This window comes from Pseudomonas sp. EL_65y_Pfl1_R83 (assembly GCF_963970695.1).
GTDB lineage: Bacteria > Pseudomonadota > Gammaproteobacteria > Pseudomonadales > Pseudomonadaceae > Aquipseudomonas > Aquipseudomonas tritici.
In genome coordinates this window covers 71403-91031 of record NZ_CAXAQI010000018.1, presented here as the reverse complement: position 1 = coordinate 91031, position 19629 = coordinate 71403, and the positions used below count along the sequence as shown (strand labels likewise).

Genomic DNA, 19629 nt, shown 5'->3' with positions numbered 1-19629 from the left:
GTCAGCCCAGCGGCTGCACTTCAGCCCGCGATGGCCCAGGCTGGTCCCCGGCCTGGGCCACCACCTCACGTTGCGACAAGTCGAGCAGGGTTTGATAACGCTCCTGCTCCACCTGCCTGTAGAGCGCGTTCAAGGCATTCGTGTAATCCTGATCGAACTGTGGATGGGCGCTTTCCAGTGCATCCAGCCTCGAGTCACGGCTGCGCTGCCACTGCGCGAACGTCTCGGGGTATTTCTGCTGTAAGTAATCAACCCAGTAGCCGCGCGCGACCAGTTCGTGGAAAAACGCCTGGGTGCTCTCCGCGGCCAATACGCTCTGGACCGCAGCATCCAGCCGCTGCCTCGGGAGCGGCATGCCATAGTTCATATGCGCGGGCTGGCCCGGCAGGTCCAGTCTGGACTGCAATCCCACACGGTATTCCAGGCGAATCTCGGCCTCGTCCGGGTGGGCACGCCGTGCAATTTCTGCGGACGCCAACGCTTCAACCTGCCCTAGCCGAAACAATTGCCGGGACAGTTTCAACAGTGCCGGCCCCTTGAGATCCAGCCGCGACGGGTCGATCCCAAGCAGAGTGTCGTGCTCGTAAACCTTCACCTCCAGGCCGCTGAAGGTAAGAATACGTCCGTCGACGCAGGTGCCATGAGTATTAGAGATGCCGAACAGGGTTTGCCGCAGCTCAGTGTCAGCGCCCGCGGCCTTGAGTACCCGCCATACGCGTCGTGTCAGGTCGGCGCGAGCCACACTGAACTCCTTGGTGTGCTGCAACATCTTCAGCAGATTAAAAAACGCCGCGCTGTCCGGCTCCGCCTCTAACTGATCCCAAAGCCCGCGATGTTCTTGCAGCGTTTCAGGTTCCAGTGTTTCAAACCACGGATCGCGCTCTGCTGGCGTGGTTTGCACGGGTTCAAGCACTTCGTCGGGTTCGGCCTGCGCGTCCTCGTCTTCGCTGCCCGTCGGGCTGTCGAGTTCCTCAAGCATTTGCCGCAACTCGCGCCTGGAAAAGCCCAGCGCATGAGTGCGCTCGGTGCGCTCGGCATAGTCTTGCAGCCGCTCCAGCGCCTCGCGCGGCAATTGCATGTTGCCGGAAAGATCGGTACCGAACATCAATGCGTCATGGCCACCCTCAAGCGCAAGGGGCGGAATTACATCGATTTCATTGAGGCTCAGATTCAGTCGGTTCAAAGCCGCATGCTGCAAGACGCCTGCGGGCCACTCTGTCAGTCGGTTACTGGCAATATCGAGTGTTTGCAGATGCGGGAACGCCTGCATATCGAACGTTTCCAGGTTGCACTGGCTGAGATCCAGCCATCGTAGTTGTTGCATCGTGGCCAATGCGCGGTACAGGAGCGCGGGGTCTATCAGTGGGTTGCTCGACAGTTCCAGGCGCTGCAGATGTTCCATGCGGCTGACAGCCTCGGGCACCTCCACCAGCAGGTTGCCGTTGAGCATCAACGTACGCAGCTGAGGAAATGCGTGCAGAAAACCGTTGGAGCCGTCCTCGGTCAGCCTGACGCCCGTCAGGTTCAAGCTTTCAACGTGGGTGAAGCCGGTGGGCAATCCAGGCAAATCGCCGACCTGGACGCCCTCCAGTACCAGCGCGCGCTCAACGGCCTCGCCCGGCAACAGGCTGCTGCGCCAGGACTCAAGAATGCGTTGCGCCGCCCATCGGCGTGTCTGGGACGAAACCCGCCAGCCGTGACCGTGGGCTTCGCGGATAAACATCCAATCATTCAGTTCACGGGTCAACGTCTGCGACGCGCGCTCCCACTCCAGAACACGCAGGTGAATGCTCAGCTCGGTGGCGCCATCGGCCTGCAGATGCTGTGCCCAGGCGTGCAAGGCGTCAGGTTGCAGCGCAGGGTTAAGGCGTTGCAGGCGCTGCTCAACCGATAGCGCGCGGCCTGCGGCGTCCGATGTCAGAGGCAGTAACCGCTGGATAACCGTCATACCGGTCTCGATCGGTGGAAACGCGTCCGGAACGTCCTCCAAGGCAAACCGGCCCAGGGCGCCATGCGCCAGACCGTAAGCGTCCTCAACCCGCTGCTGCGCCGCTGCGAATGCCGACTGGGTGGCGGGGTCCAGCGGCGCCCCGGTCAGGTTGCTGGCAATGACCAATCCATCGCGGTCCAGAGCGAGCTGCGGCACGTGGGTGAGCTGGCTATCACGCAAATCCAGCCAAGACAGTTGCGTCAGGTTTTGCGCCCCGATCGGCCAACTCTGCAGTTTTGTGCGGCTAAGATTAAGCGCTTGTAAACCCGGCATGGCGCTCACATCCAGCGCGATGATCGGGTTATCTGCCAGGTTGAGGTGCACAAGCGACGGCAGCGCACCGGGCGCCAGCGGCGACTCGACGAGGGCGCAATCGCTGAGGTCCAGTGTGCGCACGTTGGCAAAATTCTGGATGAACCGGGCCAACTGTGCAGGCGGCACGCGTGCACCGATCAGTTGCAACGTCTCGACATGGGCAAAGCCCTCCGTCGCCAACTCGGGCAGTTCGCTCACGGCCAACGCACGCACGACCAATCTTGATGACCGTTGCGCGGTACCGAAGCGCTTGAGCAGGCCGTTGTACCAGCACGCCCGCAAGGTGAAGCGCAAATTGGAGCGCCGCATGCCTTCGCCCGAAGTGTCGAGGGTGTGGCTCCAGTCATCCAGTGTGCGGTTCAATTCGGCGTATTCGCTGCTCAAGGCTTCCATGGCATTAAACCGCGCCTGAAAGCCGCTCACCTGTGCCTTGAACGCTTCGAACAATGCCTGACGCTGCTCCATCAGACCCGTAAAGCTCAGCTCGTTGTGGCCCTGCCATTGCAGCCGGCTCAGCTCGCCCTCGCAGTAACTGCCGACCATTTGCTCCAGGTCCAACAGGTGTTCGGCGTGACGGGTCACGTAGGCGAACGCCGGTAGGAACTGCTCTCGGCTGATGTGCGACCAATTCGTGGTCAGCCCCGACCACAGCCGCTCACGCCCAGGCTGGAACATCTCGGGCGGCAGCGTACTGATCGATGAGCTGGAAAAGTCCAGACGTTCCAGCAGGGGCAATTGAAATACGCCGGTCGGGAACCTCCACTGGAAGCCCCTGCCGAGTTTTAACCTGCGCAGTTGGCTCAGACGGCTGACATCCAGCACCTGCCCGGACGTCAACGCACACTCCAGGCTGAGTTCCCGCAAACCGGTGAGATTGCCCAGGCGCATTATCTGCATCTGTTCCAACGGAAAGTTCGAGGCGATGCTCAAACTCGTCAGGTGCGGCATGTGCTCCAGCGTCGCGGGAACCGCACTCAGATCGGGAGTGTTGACCACCAGCCTGAGGGTTTCAACCTGCGGAAAATAGCCGAGCACCTGCTCAACCGTGGCGTTGGTGATCCCGCGACCGTTAAGGGTCAAGGTGCGTACATGGGAAAAGTCTGCGGTCAACGCCGGTAAGGGCTCGTCGGTAAATATATCCAGTTCGGCAAAATGCGCTCGCTCGGCCAGGGGCGAACGCCGCCAGCAGGCTTTGATCGCCTGAGCCACCTGTTGCTTGCCGCCCACTGCCGCGAAAAATCCCTGCATCAATTCGGCCGAAGGCGCGCTGGCCCATTGGTCGAGGGTACTCTCCAGCGTTTGCCATTCGCGCATACGATTGTTGAGCAGGTTGTAGATTTGCGATTCGTCGTCTCCTGTGGTCATGCGCCTGAGGATGAATCCATTGGCTTCGTCCTCCGTGAGTTGTGGATAAACCGCCCGCACCCGGCTGGCCAGCGACGCCATCATGCCCTCGCCGCGACCGCTGGCGGGGTAGCCGATCAGCCTCGGCGAAATTCGCTGCGGCGGTTTGAACCAGGGTTGACCCCGCACATGGCCTTCGACGATCTGCGCCGACGCCTGGCGATGCTCCACCGCGTAGTCGATGATTGCCCGACGTAACGCCAGGCTTTGGCTGACCTGCGGCATACCCAGCGCCTGACGCGCATCGTCCGGCAAGGCGTGCATGATCGAATCGTAAAAACTATCACCGTGCTGCGTGAGGCTGTTAAGGGCCTCGCCGCGCTCGTTGAATGCTTGGTAGCGCGGCCCCTTCTTGACCAGGTATTTGCGTTGCGCGGCGGTCTCGCTGCCGATGCTGTCAAGCAAAGCGCCGTCGATGCGGCCTTCGCGCACCTCAAGTCGCAGTTGGCCCGACCAACCCGGCAAATGTCCCAGGGTGTGCAAGGCCAAGCGCTTGCTGTCGGCCGAGGTCAGGTTGTCCATGTGCAGGCCAGCAAACGCGTGACCGACCCGGCCCTGGCGCACATACCAGCGCGCGCGCTCCTGCATCTCCAATGGCACGCGCCCGGTGTCGTGCAGGCGGATCAATTGTTCGGTGTCGGTGTCGTCGAGCAGGGTATGCGCGGCGGATTCGCTCAGGCCAGGGTAAAGCCGTTGCAGTTTGGCCACCATTGGCGGCGTGCGCCGGGTGCCGCTGTACAGGCTGTCGAATATTGCCGGTTGGCGGGTGCGGGCGTAGTCAGCCAGTTGTTTGCTGAACTCCAATGCGCGGTTATCGCGCACCCGGGCCGGCTCGCTGCCAAGCAGGCCGACCACTTCCGACTCATCCAGCGCCGCCAGGATATGCGACGGCAATTGACCGTTCAGTACATCGGCACGGCTGATGCGAATCGTCGGTCGCTGCTTCAAGGCATTGTCAATGCGCTCTACGCCATAGGTCTGCGAGCGTCCGCTCAGGCCCGGCCCGTCAAACACGCGCAGCGTCCTGCCCGCAGGCCAGCGCGGCAACTCGGTGACCAGTGGCAATACATACAGATAACGGCCATCGACCGCCCGGCCGCTGCTCACTTGCTCGATCACTTGTGCCACATCCCGCTCCACGCTGAACAAGCGCAAGGCGTCTGCCACTTCAGGCGGCGGCGGTTGGTTGTCCAAGTGCATTTTGCGCAACGTGTGATCGCCGGCCCCAGCGATGTCGGCGATGGTCAACAATTGGTCATCGGTGAAACCGTCCGTCACCGGCCCCATGCGGCGCAACAGCGTGACCCGGTCCCAGCTCGACGGCTGTTCATGGGTCAGGCGCCAAGCCCCGGCGCCATTGTGCGTGAGTGGCGGTTGATAGGCATCGGGGTCGGCAGGGTGCTTGATCCGCCAGCGTTGCAGGCTTTCGTCGTAGGTTTTTTCGTAGACCTTACCCGACTGACGGATGTAGGTCTTGCCCGCCTGATGGTACTGGCCCGCCGCGTTGGGCGTGGCATCCGCGAGCAATACGTCAGGGCTTTCGTAGCCGTCGAATGCAGGTTTCCACAGCCGCCCCTGCCCCCCAGGCAAGGTCACCGGTGCCAGCGCTTCGATCACCGGTTCGGGTTTGGCCGCAAGCAGTTTGCCCGCGACTTTACCGCCTGCCGCCATCGCCCCGAGCAGTGCCAGGTTTTCGGCCACGTCCACCAGGTGGACCTTGGCAGCCTGGCGGTCCCCCTCACTCCATTCCAACGAACCTTCAAGCGTTTCGTACAACAACTGGCCCGCCATCACCCCCATCATCACTTCACCCAGCACCGGGACGAACATCGAGACCGTGTTCAACACCAGCATGCCGATGTTGAGCAAGCGCGCCAGCTTCTCCGAGCGCACCCGCGCGTCCACGTCTGCCGTGGGGACGGCATGGCAGCGCGCGTCGCCGATCATTTTGTCGCGGTGTTGCTCGAAGAGGTATTGCCACAGGTCGACGTTAGCCGCCCAAATGCCGTGGCCCGCGCGCGTCAACGCGGTGGGCGCGAGAAAGGGGTCAGGGTTGGCTTCCCTGACAGGCTGTGGGCCGGGTGGCAGTTCCTTGATATCGGTGAATACGCGAAAGGGGTTGAAGCCCTGGGCCAACTCCTTCAACAACGATACATGAGGTAACAGGGCCTCGCCAAAAGAGCGGGCCGGTGCGTCTTCCGTGAATTGGCTGAAATACGCAGGTCGGTCGCCGTAAGCCACGAACTGGCTGAAAAACCGCTGGTAGGCCGTCGGGCTACCGTCATCTGGGGCTGTGGCGTCGCGCGCGGTAAAGCGCTGCTTGAAGGTGGCCCTCAGTTGCGCCCAGGTAAAGCGCTTGAGCGAGTGCTGCGGGTCGTTGGGGATGTAGAGAATGACGTCGTCGCTGTAGCGATATTTTTCGCAGATGACAAAGGCGAGGCAGCCGGTCATGCGCTTATTCATCAAACCAAGGTCGCGAAACCACACGGGCTTGCCGTTGACCTTGGGGTTGAGCGAGCCTTCGATCACGCTCTGCATCAAGCGGTAATCGGCAGGCTCGATATCGTTGTTCAGCAGTGCCTGCTCGGCTGCGGCAGCCAGGGCCGCTTTTTGGGCGCTGATGAATGTGTCGCGCAACGCTTGCTCCGCCCCCGGTTCGGCAGGTTGCAGGCAGTTTTTCAGGTAGCGCTGATATTTCGCACCCACGTCCAACGTGCGGCACAGACAGATGAACTGCGTCACCGTCAGCGGGGTGGCAAGTGTTTCGAAGTGGCCCGGCTTCGCCCCCGGCACCAGAAACCCCGACGAATGATGAAAGGCGCCCGCTTCGCATTCACGGGCTTCGAAACTGTGCAGTGCCGCCTGCAACAAGGGCAGGCGCGACACCTCGAAACGGCTGATCTCGATGGCGAGTATGCCGACCTCGATCGGTTTATTGAGGCACAACAAGGTGGTGTTGAGGTCCAGTTCGACCTTGTAGGTGTCTTTCAAGGCCTTGGCCAATAAGGGGGCGGCAAAGGTGTCGATGTCTTGCAGGGTCGACATGGCTTTGTCGAGCGCGGTCTGTGCAGTAAAACGCTGAGTGAAACACGCGCGCACGGTCTTGCGCTGGGACGCCGATGCCTGGCGATAGAAGTCGGGCAGTGCGGCCGGGGCTGCTTTTAGGGCAGTGCGACGTTCGGGGGTGGCGTTGATCAACCAGGCGGGGCTTGATTGCTCAAGAAAGGTGCGGTGCAGGCTCTGAGTAGTAGCCGGCTGCGTCGCCGAGAGGTCGGGCATGATGTCGCTCCTGTGAAATGGAGCGTCAGCACATCATGCCCACTCGGGCGTTCGACGGTAGATAAATGTAGCGATGAAGGTTTAGAAGTGTTCTCGTGGATTGAACGCAGCTTTTTTCGCCAATTCCTGCCACAGGGCGATGGTCTCGTCATCCGCCTGCTTGGGCATCACGGCCTTGAGCTGTATGTACAGGAAGCCGCGCTCCCCGGCCTTGTTCAACAAGCCATGCCCCTTGGCGCGCACGCGCTGACCATTTTGGCTGCCGGCCGGAACCTTGAGGTTGATCTTGCCGGTGAGGGTCGGGACTGCCACTTCCGTGCCCAGCGCCAGCTCCCAAGGTGCCAGCGGCAAGTTGATGATCAGGTTTTCACCTTCCACTTCAAACTTCGAGTGCGGCGCAAACTTGATGATCAGGTACAGGTCGCCATTGGCCCCACCGCCAATACCCGGCGCGCCTTGCGCCTTAAGGCGGATGCGCTCACCGTCGGCCACGCCGGCGGGGATCTTCACGTTCAGGCTCTTGGTGGTATTGCTCACATGCCGGCCCGAGGCGTCGTATTGCGGCACCTGGAAGCTGATCGGCTTGGACTCGGTCGACAGCGTCTCTTCAAGCGACACCGTGAGCTGCATCTCCACATCCTGGCCCTTGCGCCCCGCAGGGCGACGCTGGCCGCCACCAAAGGCATCGCCGCGGGAGCCGAAGATGGAGCTGAAGAAGTCCGAAAAATCCTCACCGCCGCCACCACCGCCATAGCCACCACGGCTCTGCCAGCCTGGCGGGCCCTGGAATGGCTGGCCATGCTGGCCGTATTTGCGCAGCTCGTCGTACTCGGCGCGCTTGTCGGCGCTTTTAAGCGCTTCATAGGCTTCGGACGCGTCCTTGAACTTGGCTTCGGCGTCTTTCTCCTTGCTCACATCCGGGTGATATTTGCGCGCGAGTTTGCGATACGCGGCCTTGATCTCTTTGTCATCGGCCGTCGGCTCGACACCCAGAATCTTGTAGTAGTCTTTGAAATCCATCGGCGGTTCACCCTCCTAAATCGAGATCGCACAGCCCGGGGCACAACGTGCGCTGTCTTGCACCTGTAGAGTCTTGTGGCCTGGGGGTACGTCAAAATGTTTTCGGCACTTGCCGTATGCAGCAGATATTGGGGCAAATCCCCAGGATTCAAGCTTGATTAAACGGATGGTCGGCCTACGCATCCGCCTTCGACTCGCATACACTGCGCGGCCGTTTTTCGACCGGAACCTGATAGACATGAAAAACCCATCCCCAGCCCGTGCCTGCGGTATCGACTTTGGCACGTCCAACTCCACCGTCGGCTGGATCCGTCCCGGCATGGAAACGCTTATCGCGCTGGAGGACGACAAAATCACCCTGCCGTCGGTGGTGTTCTTCAACTTCGAGGAGCGTCGTCCGGTCTACGGCCGCCTGGCGCTGCACGAATACCTGGAAAACTACGAAGGCCGGCTGATGCGCTCGCTCAAGAGCCTGCTGGGTTCCAAGTTGATCAAGCACGACACCAGCGTGCTCGGCACCGCAATGCCCTTCACCGACTTGCTGGCGCTGTTTATCGGCCAACTCAAGAGCCGCGCCGAAGCAAACGCCGGCCGTGAGTTCGAAGAAGTGGTGCTGGGCCGCCCGGTGTTTTTCGTCGATGACGACCCGATGGCCGACCAGGAAGCGGAAAACACCCTGGTCGACGTTGCGCGCAAGATCGGCTTCAAGGACATCTCGTTCCAGTACGAACCGATTGCCGCCGCCTTCGACTACGAGTCCACCATCGAGAAGGAAGAGCTGGTACTGATCGTCGACATCGGCGGGGGTACGTCAGACTTCTCGCTGGTGCGCCTGTCGCCGGACCGTCGTCACAACGACAACCGCCACGACGACATCCTCGCCACCGGCGGCGTGCACATCGGCGGTACCGACTTCGATAAACAACTGAGCCTGCAAGGCATGATGCCGTTGTTTGGCTACGGCAGCCGCATGAAAAGTGGCGCCTACATGCCCACCAGCCATCACATGAACCTCGCCACCTGGCACACCATCAACTCGGTGTACTCGCAGAAATCCCAACTGGCGTTGGGCAGCATGCGCTATGACATCGAGGACACCGGCGGTATCGATCGCCTGTTCAAGCTGATCGAACAGCGCGCCGGGCACTGGTTGGCGATGGAAGTGGAAGAAACCAAGATCCAGCTGACCCATGAAAACAGCCGCCATGTGGCGCTGGACCGGGTTGAGCCGGGGCTGAGCGTGGAGCTGAGCCGGGCGCTGTTCGAGTCGGCCATCGACGGCTTGCTGGAGCGCGTGCGCGGCAGTGTGACGCAGTTGCTCAACGATGCATCGGTCAGTGTGGCGCAGGTAGACACGGTGTTCTTTACCGGCGGTTCCAGCGGGATTCCGGCACTGCGTCACAGCATCTCGGCCATGCTGCCAAATGCGCGGCATGTGGAAGGGAATATCTTTGGCAGCATCGGCAGCGGGTTGGCGATTGAGGCGAGCAAGCGATACGGCTGCTGAAACACTGCGGTTCAAATGTGTGAAGCGGGCTTGCTCGCGAACAGGGAAGTGTCAGTCAAAGCTGCTCTGACTGATCCACCGCATTCGCGAGCAAGCCCGCACATTTTGACCTGCGTACATCTTCCCCCCTACTCGGTAGTGACGCCGTAGCGCTCCACGACTTCGCACAACTGTTGCGGGATGGGTGCGATTGGCCCCAAGCAAACGCAAACCCGCTTTTACTTGCAGCTTGCAGCTCGCCACTCGCAACTGCCCCTAAACCATCCCCCCCAACTTCAACTCACTCTTGAGATACGCATAGTAAATCGGCCCCGCCACCACCCCCGGCAAACCAAACGCGGCTTCAAACACCAGCATCGCCAGCAATAATTCCCACGATTTGGCACTGATCTGCCCACCCACGATCCGCGCGTTGAGGAAGTACTCGACCTTGTGGATAACAATCAGATACCCCAACGCCGCCACCGCCACCCAGATCGACAGCGACAGCGCGACGATGGTGATCAGGGTGTTGGACATCAGGTTGCCGATCACCGGCAGCAAGCCGAGCAGGAAGGTGAGCACGATCAGGGTTTTGGTCAGCGGCAGGTGAATCCCGCACAGCGGCAGCACCACGGCTAGGAATACAGCGGTGAATGCGGTGTTGAGTGCGGCGATTTTGATCTGGGCGAAAACAATGTTGCGAAAGGCCTGGACCAGCAAGTGCAGGCGATCAAACAGGGCGGCGGCCAAGGGCTTGCGTTTGGTCAGGTCGGGCACGCGCTGCAAGGCGATGATCGCGCCGAGCACCATGCCGATCAGCAGGGTGACGAACATATGCGCGGCATCCTTACCAACAAGCTGCAGTTCGCTCAGGTGTTTACTCAGCCAATCGCCGATGGCCACGCGGAATTCGGCAGCGCTGGCGGGCAGGTAAGCATCGAGAAACGGCGGCAGTTGGCCGCGCGCGCGGTCGACCACGCCCATGAATTTGTCGAGGGATGCTCCGGGATTTTCCGCTTCGTGGAGCAGGAAGCTGATGGCGCCGGCAAAGATCAGCGTCAGTACGCTGACGATCAGGGTGCCAAGCAGAGCCACCGCCAGCCAACGCGCGCGCCGGCCTTCGATCAGCCGTTGCAGTTGGGGGGTGAGCATGTTGACCAGCTCATAGACCAGCAGGCCGGCCAGCAGGCTGGGCAGCAATTTGAGCGGCAGTACCAGCAGCAATCCGCCGAAAATGATGATGTAGCTGGCCTGCAACAACACATGACGCTGAGAAAACGTTGGCATACAGCCTCAAAACGAACGGCGTTAAAGGATGGGCAGTCTGCCAGCCTTGGGGAAATCAAGCGAGAGGTCTTAGTGTTGTGAACACGGTCAGTGTGGGAGCGGGCTTGCTCGCGAATGCGGTGGTTCAGTCACTGACGTGTTGAACGAAAAACGGCTTTCGAGACCAAGCCCGCTCCCACAGGGGATTCGCGTACTCAGCTGCCTTTCAGGCAAGTACTCATAAAGGTTTTGCGCGCATCGCCCGTCAGCGTCTTGGTTTTCGCCGATGCATTGCAATCCTTCATCTTCTGCTGCTGCGGGGTCAGGGTCTTGGCGTCGTTGGCCGCCGGGGCCGACAGGCAGGTTTTCATGAAGGCCTTGCGCTCGTCGCCCTTGAGCGTCTTGGTGGAGGCTTCAGCGTTGCAGGTGGTCATTTTGTTTTGCTGGGCGGTGGCGGCAAAGCCCTGGGAACACAACAGCAGGCCCATCATCAACAGCGGAATTCGCAGCATCTTCATGGAGTTTCTCCCTGTTACCGTGCCGGAGAGCACGGCCTTCCAGCAGTGTAGTCAAAACCTGTTACATCTTCACCGACTGCGTATGTGCGTCCGCCGATACTGCTCCGGGGTACAACCCGCCTGGCGTTGGAACATGGCGATAAAAGCCGAGGCGGTGCTGTAGCCCAGGTCGAATGCCACATGTTGCACGCTGCGCTCGCTGTCGAGGGCTTCGATGGCCGCCAGGTAGCGCAGGCGCTGGCGCCATTCACCAAAGCTCATGCCGAGTTCGCGCACAAACTGACGCGCCAGGGTGCGTTCGCTCACGTGTACCTGCTCGGCCCAATGCGCCAGGGGGCGGTTGTCTGCGGGGTCGGTCTGCATGCCTTCCAATACTCCGAGCAACCCGGGGTGGCGGGCGTAGGGCAGAAAGCACTCGTGGATCGGCGCCTGTTTGAGCTGGTCCACCAGCACTTGGGCCAGGCGGATATCGGATGCGGTCTGCGGCATATGCACGTCGCGCTGTGCGAAGTCGCGAAGGATGGCCTTGAGGATATCGCTGATGGCCAGGGTGCAAGGCTGTTGCGGCAGTGCCTCGCAGAGTTCCGGGGCAAGGCCCACCGAGTGGTAGACAATCGCCTCGGCGTTGTAGGAGCTGTGTTCGGTGTGCGGTGGCACCCACACCGCGTATTGCGGCGGTGACATGAAGCGGCTGCCGGCCACTTCCATGCGCATCACGCCGCTGGCGGAGTAATCCAGCGAGCCCCAGAAATGCTGGTGCGGGGTGCATTCGGTGTCCGGGGCGAAATCCGAATAGCGCAAGTACACCGGGCTCGGCAGTTGGGGGAAATCCTGAAGGCGTACGTTGTGCTTGGCCATTTTGTCTGGATACAGCGGTCACTTGTCTGGATCGAAGTATAAGCCTCAATCCAGACAAGGCATAATCCTGCCTCATCAACACGCCTGGTTTCTTTCGATGCAATACGCTTATCCCCTGCTGGCCATTTTTATCTGGGCCGGCAACACCGTGGTCAACAAACTGGCGGTGGGCTCGATCTTTCCCGCTGAAATCGGTTTTTACCGCTGGTTGCTGGCCGCGCTGCTGTTTACGCCGTTCATGCTCAAGCCGGTGATTGCCAACTGGCCGTTGATCCGCCCGAATCTGGGCAAGATCTTCATCCTCGGCGTGCTGGGCATGGCGGTGTACCAGAGCCTGGCGTATTACGCCGCTACGCTGACCAGCGCCACCAACATGGGCATTATCCTGTCGCTGATGCCGTTGATGGCACTGACGGCGGCCATCATCAGCCTTGGCCAGCGCCTGACCTACGGCGCACTGACCGGTGCCGTGCTGTCGTTTGCCGGCGTAGTCGTGGTGGTGTCGGCGGGCAGCCTGGGCGCACTGCTGCAACACGGGGTCAACCTGGGTGACGGCATGATGCTGGTCGCCACCCTGGCCTACGCGGTCTACAGCACCCTGCTGAAAAAATGGCAACTGCGCCTGCCACCGCTGGTGTTGCTGTATTTGCAGGTGCTGGTGGCCGTGGTGGTGCTGTTTCCGCTGTTCCTGTTCTCGGCAAAAGCCGGCCTTGGCTGGGCGAATATTCCACTGGTGCTGTATGCGTGCCTGCTGGCCTCGATGCTGGCGCCGCTGGCCTGGATGCATTCGGTGAAGACCTTGGGCCCGAGCCGCACCACGCTGTTTTTCAACTTGCTGCCGTTGATCACCGCGCTGATTGCGGCGGTGGTGTTGAAGGAAAAGTTGGCGCTGTACCACCTGGTGGGCGGTTTGCTGACGTTGGGCGGGGTGATTTTGTCGGAGCGATGGACTACCCCAGTCAGTAATGCCTGAACACAGCCTGCTCTCACAGCTACACCCCAGCAGCCTTGAGCCTTTGTGCATGCTCGACAAACAACCGAATAGGCTCGGCACCCTTACCCACCAGGCCCAGCGATTGGTTGACGATATCGAAATGGTCCAAGGGGTAGTCATCACCGATCACCAACCCCAGGTGTGAGCTATAGCGCCCGACCATGCCATCGCACTGGCCCTTTTCCCGCACAAAGCTGCGGGCGAACAAACGGCAACTGCGATGCGTACCGTCGAACAGGTTACGACCACGGTCAGTGATGCCTGGCTGCAATGTGCCGGACCACGAGTAATAGCGCACTCCATTGACCTCTTCGGCGCCCTGCCCGCCCCAGGTCTCGGGCAATCCTTGTGGATATTGCTGATTGAACAGCGCCACACCCGCGCTGGTCAGGGACCTATGGGACGCCTGCAGATCCGCCTTGAAGCGCGGACCGCGATAGCCGGTTTCCAGCACGCCCATCACCCAGGCAACCAGGTGAAACAGCGCGCTCATGATCCGGCCCTTGGCGCCGTCGACGGGATAATGGGTGTGGATATGGTCGGCCAGCTCCGAACCATGATTAGGCGCAGCCACCGACGTCACCGACGCCACCCACTCCGGTCGCTTGGCCGCCGCATATCGCGCGGTGAGCGAGCCCTGGCTGTGGCCGATCAGGTTGACCTTGGCGGCTCCGGTGTCGCGGCGGATGCGCTCGATCTGCACCAGCAATTGCTCGCCGCGCACTTCGCTGGAATCGAGCGGCGCCACCTGCACTGGATACACTTGGGCGCCCCCCGCGCGTAGTGCAGGAACAATGCCGTACCAATAGGGAAACAGTCCCAGGCGCACAAAACCGAGCATGCCGGGAACTAGCACCAACGGGTAACACGTGGCTAACGACTTCGGCATGGTGCGAACGTCCTCGAAAATGAGCAGTTGCCCTGCAGCGTAGGCCAACCTCAAGTCATGTAGATGAAGCCCAGGGTAAATTCGATAAAACTTTTTGCTTCAGCCAACACTCACAATGTGGAGCGATCACGCCGTTAGAGCGTGGCGTAAAACCGGATTAGCACCAGGAGATTGAGATGACTGAAGCAAACTTGACTGACGTAGCAACCCTGCGCCAACGCGCCCGCCAGAACGTCGAAAACGGTGCCGTGACCGAAGGCTACGACGCCGACCGCGAAGAAATCATCCGCTTGCTCAACGGCTCGCTCGCCACTGAACTGGTCTGCGTACTGCGCTACAAGCGCCATTACTTCATGGCCAGCGGCGTCAAAGCCCATGTAGCCGCAGAAGAATTCCTCGAGCACGCCACCCAGGAAGCCGAGCACGCCGACAAACTCGCCGAGCGCATCGTGCAGTTGGGCGGCGAACCGGAGTTCAACCCGGATCTGCTGTCGAAAAACTCCCACGCTCAATACGTGGCAGGTAACAGCTTGAAGGAAATGGTCTACGAAGACCTGGTGGCCGAACGGATCGCGGTGGACAGCTACCGTGAAATCATCCAGTACATCGGTGACAAAGATCCGACCACGCGCCGTCTCTTCGAGGAAATCCTGGCCCAGGAAGAAGAGCACGCCGACGACATGGCGGATATTCTCGAAAGCCTGTAATACCAAAAAACCGGAATACCAAAAAGGGCGCGCTGGATAACCAGCGCGCCCTTTTTGTCTGTGTGGGCGGCGGTGAGTCAGCGTTGGTTTTTTTTCAAAATGACTCACCGGCGTCCAATGTGTCTAGCAACCACTGGCCACGCTGCCAAAGTGCCTGCTGTTTGGATTCAGCCATACGGTCGAGATTTTTATAAATCATGCTCATGCGTTGATTGCCGCGTAAGCGGTCACCGTGACGCATCAGAAAGTGCCAATACAGCGCGTTGAAAGGGCAAGCATCGTCGGTGGTGCTTTCGCTCACCTTGTAAGCGCAGCCACGGCAATAGTCGGACATCCGCTTGATGTACTGGCCACTTGCGCAATAGGGTTTGGAGCCCAGGTAACCGCCATCGGCGTGCATCACCATGCCTAAGGTATTGGGCAATTCCACCCAGTCGAAGGCGTCCATGTAGATGGCCAAGTACCATTCGCAAATCTGACTCGGTGCGATGCCGGCGAGCAGAGCAAAATTGCCGGTGACCATCAGCCGCTGGATATGGTGAGCGTAGGCATGCTCAAGGCTTTGGCTGATTGCTTGGCGCATGCAGTTCATCTGTGTCTCGCCTGTCCAGTAGAACGCTGGAAGCGAGCGTGTGTTGCCGAACACATTGCCATCGGCATAGTCAGGCATCTTCAGCCAGTAGACGCCTCGGACATATTCTCGCCAGCCGATCAGTTGTCGAATAAAGCCTTCGGCAGCGTTAAGTGCAATGCTGCCCGACTCGTAGGCTGACGCCACATCGCCGCACAACTGACGCAGATCGAGCAGGCCAATATTCAGCGCAGCGCTGATACGGGCATGAAACAGGAAAGGCTCGTCGCTGGCCATGGCGTCTTGATAGTCGCCGAAGGCTGCCAAGCCCCAGTCGAGAAAGTATTCCCACAGGGCCTGGGCGTCGGCGTGGGTGACCGGGTAGTCGAATGCGTCGAGTGAGCCGTAGTGACTGGCGAAATGTTTGGCCACCAACGCCATCACTTCCTGGGTGATCGGGTCGGGCGCAAATCGGGCGGGTGAGGGAGGCCTAACCCCCTTCGGTAGCGCCTTGCGGTTTTCTGCATCAAAGTTCCAGGCACCTCCGACCGGGCTGCCATCACCATTGAGCAACAATCCACTCTTGCGCCGCATCTCTCTGTAGAAGAATTCCATGCGCAGCTGCTTTTTGCCGTGTGCCCAATTGGAGAACTCGGTGCGTGTGCAGAGGAAACGGCTGTCGCAATGCCACGTTATGCCTAAGCCACAGTCCCTGAGCGATTGCTCCAAGCGCCAGTCGCCGCATTCGGTGATGTGTATTTCGTCTGCTTGCATCAGCGCCTGCCACCGGTGTAACTCGCTCGGCACTGACCCCGTGTTGTCTGGATCATCGAGCGCAACGTACTGCACTCGAACGCCCCGCTGCTGCAGCGTCTCGGCGAAATGGCGCATGGCGCTGAAGATCAGGGTGATTTTTTGCGGATGATGAGGGACATGGCTGGCTTCCTCCATCACCTCGACAAGCAGCACGGTATCGCTTTGGGCATCCAAGCCCTGCAATGAGGCGAGATCGAACGATAGCTGATCACCGAGGATCAGGCACAAACGGTTAGCGTTCTTCATCAATAACTCTGACCGGCGACGTAAGGCTGCCAGGAGTGGTTTGGGGGGCTGGCACTGCACAGCGCCCACCGCGACAGCGAACGCTGCCATCCGGATGAGGCAGCCAGGCCAAATGCGGACGCCAGCGGCAAAAAAGACGATAGCCCACGTTAAGAAATGGCCGGGTTAACCGCCACGATAACGGTGCTGCCCAGATACCGAGCCCCGCTGCTCGCCAGCTCCAGAGCGTAGCGTCCAGCCCAGTGACCCAGGTTCCATCGTCAAACCTGGCGCGCAGTGATGCCTCCATTTGTGCACGCGTGAACCCCAGCGCGTTGGCGTCGAAGGCAGCATCGCTGATATCCACAAACAGAAGGCGATCGGGTATAGCGCGCGCACTCAGAAGCTTGATTTCTCGAGCGCAAAGTGGGCACTCACCCTCAAAATAAAGCGTCAGTGGCCACCGCGAATTCTTGTACAATTACATGCACTCTGTATAAGTTTTATGCCACGATATGCTCAAAATCCATCGCTGACAACGGGCACCCACGCCGCTGTGAATTTAGTTTTTTGATCGAGCCTGCTCGGCGACCTCACCTGATAGCACATAGCTATCAACGCAGTGAGTATTGCTAACTGGATGGACCCTATTACGCCGACTTATCGTCAATGAACTCAACGTGAGCGGCTAATAGCACCGTTCGCGTCATCCGCACCAACTCAGCCCAGTGCAGGGCGAATTTCCGAGCTAGCCATGAAAAACACGCTTTCGTTGGCCACACGTATAGGGCTGAGCTTCGCAGCCATACTGGCGCTTCTCGTAGTGATCACTGCCATCAGCATTCAGCGCGTGGCGTTTATTGATTCCACCTTGGGCGACGTCAGCGAAAACGCTGCGAAGGTACAGCGCTACGCAATCAATTTCCGTGGCAGCGTGCATAACCGTGCCATTGCGATCCGGGATGCGGTGCTGGTGGCGAACAAAGCGGACCTGGAAAAACACTTGGATGAGATTCGAGCCCTGGAAAAGGCCTACTCCGACTCGGCGGCCCCTATGGACCAGCTGTTCAAGGGCACCAGCGTGACCGCCGAAGAGGTTCGATTACTGAGCGCGATCAAGGCCATTGAACAACAAACCCTGACATCTACCCAGGCGATAATCTCCCTGCGCCAAGCGGGCGATATTCCGGGAGCCCAAGCGCTGCTGATGCGTCAAACGTCTTTGGAATACAGCGAGTGGCTCAAGCGCGTGAATGCGCTGATCGACTATGAAGAGGCGTCAATCAAGGCGAAGCTTGGCGCGGTGCAAGCCACTGCCAGCCAGTTCAGTACGCTGATGATCATCGCGACCGGCATTGCCCTGTTGTTGAGCATTATGTTGTCGGCGGTGATTATTCGCTTCGTCAACTCCACGCTGGGCGCAGAGCCTACGGAAGTTGCATTAGCCATCGCGCGGTTGGCTGCGGGTGATCTGAATCAGACGATTGCCACGAAGTACCCCAATAGCGTGATGGGCGTATTAAAAGACGCACTTAGCCACCTGGCAGAGACTATCCAGCAAGTGCGCAGGGCGGCCCAAGAGGTCAATCACTCGTCGACTCAATTGTCTGCCACCTCATCGGCCAACAATGACCAGATTAGCCTGCAAACCCGTGAAGCCGAGCAGGTGGCCACCGCCATCACGCAAATGGCGGCAACGGTGAATGAAGTCTCAGGGTATGCCGCGCAGGCAGCTGAGGCGTCCCGGTTGGCTGATATAGAAGTGGAAAGCGGCAATCGATTGGTGGCTAGCACCACACTGGCCATCGAACAACTGGCCGTCACGCTGGAGCAGACCACAGGCACCGTGAACCAGGTGTCCAAACACAGCGAAAAGATCGAGTCAGTGATCGATGTTATCAACGCCATCGCTGCGCAAACCAACTTGCTGGCCCTGAACGCCGCCATTGAGGCTGCGCGGGCTGGAGAACATGGGCGCGGGTTTGCGGTAGTCGCCGATGAGGTGCGCTCGCTGGCCAACCGGACTCAGCGGTCGACCGAGGAAATTCGGAAGATGATCAGCACGCTGCAAGTGGGCACTGAAACCGCCTCGCAAACCATGCGTGACAGCTGCGAGCTGGCAAGCCAAAGCGTGGCGCAAACCCGCAGGGCGCAGAGTGCGTTAGCCAAGATTAGCGAGCAGGTGGGTGCGATCAGCGACATGAACGCCCAAATCGCCAGTGCCTCCTCGCAGCAGAACAGCGTGGCCGAAGACGTGGCGCAAAACATCAACCGTATTCACGGTTCCACCGTGCAGTCCGCCACCGGCTCACGCCAAGTGGCAACGGCGAGCATGGAACTCGCGCAGTTGGCGGATCGCCTTACTGCGAAAGTTGCGTTTTTCAGCGCTGCTTAGGCGTCACAAAGGACTCAACAAGCGGCTGACTTTGCCGATAGCCTTATTAAGACCCAACAGGCGGTTTCCCCCATGTTCAATACCAAAATCAAGAACCAGCTTCAATCTCAGACAGCCGAGCTGGCGCAGCTGCGACAACTGCGTGATGGACTCAGCCATGAAATGCTGACGTTGAGTATCGATTCGACATTTAAAATTACCGCCTGCAACGACAACTTCGCACAGGCCTTGGGCTATACCCAGAATCAGCTTCTGGGCCGTGCCATGGCCGATATCGTCCCCCAGTACGTCTCCAAGCTGCCGTGTTTTCACAACTTTCGAGCCGCCATCGCCGCAGGTAAATCGATCTCTGACGAATACCGTTACCTGCATGCTGACGGTTCGTTAGTGTGGATTCATGCTCATTGGCAGCCCATAACCGATGCGACTGGCCTGTTAAGTCATATCGCTTGCTATGCGACCAACATTACGTCCCGCGTAGAAAAAGCCTCGGAAAACGCCTCGTTCATTGACGCGCTGCTGCGTTCGACGGCGGTGATCGAGTTCGATCTATCCGGGCATGTGCTCACCGCGAATGATCAGTTCTTAAAAGCCATGGGCTACAACTTGAGCCAAGCGAAAGGCAGTCACCACCGTATTTTCTGCAAGCCAGAAGAAACCTCGTCGCAGAACTACAAGGATTTTTGGTCAACGTTGAACAAGGGTGAATTTGTTGCTGGCCGCTTCGAACGAATTGACAGTCGCGGTCAGACCGTATGGCTAGAGGCGACTTATAACCCGGTGTACGACACCGAAGGCACACTCTGCAAGGTCGTTAAGTTTGCGACGGTTGTCACCGACCAAGTGGCCCGTGAACAAGCCGTCAGTGAAGCCGCCCAAACTGCATTTGAAAT

At 59.7% G+C, this 19629-nt stretch carries 12 protein-coding genes and 1 pseudogene; 5 read left to right on the top strand and 8 right to left on the bottom strand.

What is annotated here, in order from left to right:
* Position 1 precedes the first annotated feature (1 nt).
* Positions 2–6988, bottom strand: a complete 6987-nt coding sequence (locus AACY08_RS22895) for an NEL-type E3 ubiquitin ligase domain-containing protein (RefSeq protein ID WP_339471515.1) — start codon at positions 6986–6988, stop codon at positions 2–4.
* Positions 6989–7069: 81 nt separating this feature from the next.
* Entirely contained in the window at positions 7070–8008 is a 939-nt protein-coding gene (locus AACY08_RS22890) for a DnaJ C-terminal domain-containing protein (protein ID WP_339471513.1), read from the bottom strand.
* A gap of 238 nt (positions 8009–8246) precedes the next feature.
* Between AACY08_RS22890 and AACY08_RS22885 the strand changes: the two genes are divergently transcribed.
* Positions 8247–9515, top strand: a complete 1269-nt coding sequence (locus tag AACY08_RS22885) for an Hsp70 family protein (RefSeq protein ID WP_339471512.1) — start codon at positions 8247–8249, stop codon at positions 9513–9515.
* 255 nt (positions 9516–9770) lie between these two features.
* On the opposite strand, the gene AACY08_RS22880 is transcribed toward AACY08_RS22885, so the two are convergent.
* The 3 genes from AACY08_RS22880 to AACY08_RS22870 form a co-directional block, all read right to left on the bottom strand.
* Positions 9771–10784, bottom strand: coding sequence for an AI-2E family transporter (locus tag AACY08_RS22880; RefSeq protein ID WP_339415712.1), 1014 nt, complete (start codon positions 10782–10784; stop codon positions 9771–9773).
* A gap of 194 nt (positions 10785–10978) precedes the next feature.
* Positions 10979–11281 (bottom strand): PsiF family protein, encoded by a 303-nt coding sequence (locus AACY08_RS22875; RefSeq protein WP_339415711.1) that lies wholly within the window; start codon positions 11279–11281, stop codon positions 10979–10981.
* Between the two features lie 69 nt (positions 11282–11350).
* Positions 11351–12139, bottom strand: a complete 789-nt coding sequence (locus tag AACY08_RS22870) for an AraC family transcriptional regulator (RefSeq protein ID WP_339471511.1) — start codon at positions 12137–12139, stop codon at positions 11351–11353.
* Between the two features lie 97 nt (positions 12140–12236).
* Between AACY08_RS22870 and AACY08_RS22865 the strand changes: the two genes are divergently transcribed.
* Positions 12237–13112: a DMT family transporter gene (locus AACY08_RS22865; protein ID WP_339471510.1), complete on the top strand. Its 876-nt coding sequence runs from the start codon at positions 12237–12239 to the stop codon at positions 13110–13112.
* Positions 13113–13131: 19 nt separating this feature from the next.
* Here the strand turns inward: AACY08_RS22865 and AACY08_RS22860 are convergent, their stop codons facing one another.
* Positions 13132–14022 carry an esterase/lipase family protein gene (locus tag AACY08_RS22860; RefSeq protein ID WP_339471509.1) on the bottom strand — a complete coding sequence of 297 codons (891 nt, stop codon included), beginning with the start codon at positions 14020–14022 and terminating at the stop codon, positions 13132–13134.
* 176 nt (positions 14023–14198) lie between these two features.
* Here AACY08_RS22860 and AACY08_RS22855 point away from each other — a divergent pair, with 176 nt between their 5' ends.
* A complete protein-coding gene (locus tag AACY08_RS22855; RefSeq protein ID WP_065874325.1) occupies positions 14199–14729 on the top strand; it encodes a ferritin-like domain-containing protein in 531 nt (176 codons plus the stop codon).
* A gap of 94 nt (positions 14730–14823) precedes the next feature.
* On the opposite strand, the gene AACY08_RS22850 is transcribed toward AACY08_RS22855, so the two are convergent.
* Positions 14824–16362 carry a cryptochrome/photolyase family protein gene (locus AACY08_RS22850; protein ID WP_339471508.1) on the bottom strand — a complete coding sequence of 513 codons (1539 nt, stop codon included), beginning with the start codon at positions 16360–16362 and terminating at the stop codon, positions 14824–14826.
* Positions 16349–16822, bottom strand: coding sequence for a thiol-disulfide oxidoreductase DCC family protein (locus AACY08_RS22845; protein WP_339471507.1), 474 nt, complete (start codon positions 16820–16822; stop codon positions 16349–16351). The genes AACY08_RS22850 and AACY08_RS22845 overlap by 14 nt, the downstream gene beginning before the upstream one ends.
* A gap of 273 nt (positions 16823–17095) precedes the next feature.
* Between AACY08_RS22845 and AACY08_RS22840 the strand changes: the two genes are divergently transcribed.
* Both AACY08_RS22840 and AACY08_RS30635 read left to right on the top strand, forming a co-directional pair.
* The gene (locus AACY08_RS22840; protein ID WP_339471506.1) at positions 17096–18736 is read left to right on the top strand and encodes a methyl-accepting chemotaxis protein; all 1641 of its coding nucleotides are present in this window, start codon (positions 17096–17098) and stop codon (positions 18734–18736) included.
* Positions 18737–18808: 72 nt separating this feature from the next.
* Positions 18809–19585, top strand: a pseudogene (locus AACY08_RS30635) (PAS domain-containing protein); the annotation flags it as partial.
* Positions 19586–19629: the final 44 nt, after the last annotated feature.